Origin of the sequence: Microbacterium xanthum, assembly GCF_034531355.1 — a bacterium.
Lineage (GTDB): Bacteria > Actinomycetota > Actinomycetes > Actinomycetales > Microbacteriaceae > Microbacterium > Microbacterium xanthum.
This window is the reverse complement of sequence record NZ_JAWHUE010000006.1, coordinates 3,187-5,037: the sequence shown is the minus strand read 5'-3', so window position 1 is coordinate 5,037 and position 1,851 is coordinate 3,187. Positions and strand designations below refer to the sequence as shown.

The window sequence follows — 1,851 nt, the reverse complement described above, 5'->3', positions numbered from 1 at the left end:
TGGGGTATGTTTGTGAAGTTGCCCTTCTGGGCCTGCTTGGTTGTGGGCTGGTTGGTGCATCCGATCTTTGAGAACTCAACAGCGTGCACTTGTCAAATGCCAAATAACCTCGGCCACTTTTTTGTGGTTTGAGATTCCTTTGGATCAATTTTGGATTGTCAGCAATGGCATCCGTTTGGTCATGATTGAACTCGCTGTGCCTGGTCTTATTCCGACTGGGTGTGGCAATCGTTTTTTACGGAGAGTTTGATCCTGGCTCAGGATGAACGCTGGCGGCGTGCTTAACACATGCAAGTCGAACGGTGAAGCAGAGCTTGCTCTGTGGATCAGTGGCGAACGGGTGAGTAACACGTGAGCAACCTGCCCTGGACTCTGGGATAAGCGCTGGAAACGGCGTCTAATACTGGATATGAGATGCGATCGCATGGTCGTGTTTGGAAAGATTTTTCGGTCTGGGATGGGCTCGCGGCCTATCAGCTTGTTGGTGAGGTAATGGCTCACCAAGGCGTCGACGGGTAGCCGGCCTGAGAGGGTGACCGGCCACACTGGGACTGAGACACGGCCCAGACTCCTACGGGAGGCAGCAGTGGGGAATATTGCACAATGGGCGCAAGCCTGATGCAGCAACGCCGCGTGAGGGATGACGGCCTTCGGGTTGTAAACCTCTTTTGGTAGGGAAGAAGCCTTCGGGTGACGGTACCTGCAGAAAAAGCGCCGGCTAACTACGTGCCAGCAGCCGCGGTAATACGTAGGGCGCAAGCGTTATCCGGAATTATTGGGCGTAAAGAGCTCGTAGGCGGTCTGTCGCGTCTGCTGTGAAATCCCGAGGCTCAACCTCGGGCTTGCAGTGGGTACGGGCAGACTAGAGTGCGGTAGGGGAGATTGGAATTCCTGGTGTAGCGGTGGAATGCGCAGATATCAGGAGGAACACCGATGGCGAAGGCAGATCTCTGGGCCGTTACTGACGCTGAGGAGCGAAAGGGTGGGGAGCAAACAGGCTTAGATACCCTGGTAGTCCACCCCGTAAACGTTGGGAACTAGTTGTGGGGTCCTTTCCACGGATTCCGTGACGTAGCTAACGCATTAAGTTCCCCGCCTGGGGAGTACGGCCGCAAGGCTAAAACTCAAAGGAATTGACGGGGACCCGCACAAGCGGCGGAGCATGCGGATTAATTCGATGCAACGCGAAGAACCTTACCAAGGCTTGACATACACCAGAACGGGCCAGAAATGGTCAACTCTTTGGACACTGGTGAACAGGTGGTGCATGGTTGTCGTCAGCTCGTGTCGTGAGATGTTGGGTTAAGTCCCGCAACGAGCGCAACCCTCGTTCTATGTTGCCAGCACGTAATGGTGGGAACTCATGGGATACTGCCGGGGTCAACTCGGAGGAAGGTGGGGATGACGTCAAATCATCATGCCCCTTATGTCTTGGGCTTCACGCATGCTACAATGGCCGGTACAATGGGCTGCGATACCGCGAGGTGGAGCGAATCCCAAAAAGCCGGTCCCAGTTCGGATTGAGGTCTGCAACTCGACCTCATGAAGTCGGAGTCGCTAGTAATCGCAGATCAGCAACGCTGCGGTGAATACGTTCCCGGGTCTTGTACACACCGCCCGTCAAGTCATGAAAGTCGGTAACACCTGAAGCCGGTGGCCTAACCCTTGTGGAGGGAGCCGTCGAAGGTGGGATCGGTAATTAGGACTAAGTCGTAACAAGGTAGCCGTACCGGAAGGTGCGGCTGGATCACCTCCTTTCTAAGGAGCTTCTGAGCCCTTTGGGGTTCCAGAGCCCGCTTCGAGCGAATGTCTCGGAGGGGTTTGCTCATGGGTGGAACATTTGATGAGGTG

The 1,851-nt window shown here is 55.1% G+C and carries 1 other annotated feature (only partly in view).

What is annotated here, in order from left to right:
• The first annotated feature begins 234 nt into the window (after window positions 1–234).
• Window positions 235–1,851 (top strand) — a sequence feature (most likely nonfunctional fraction of RNA operon) (it continues 2,893 nt past the right edge of the window).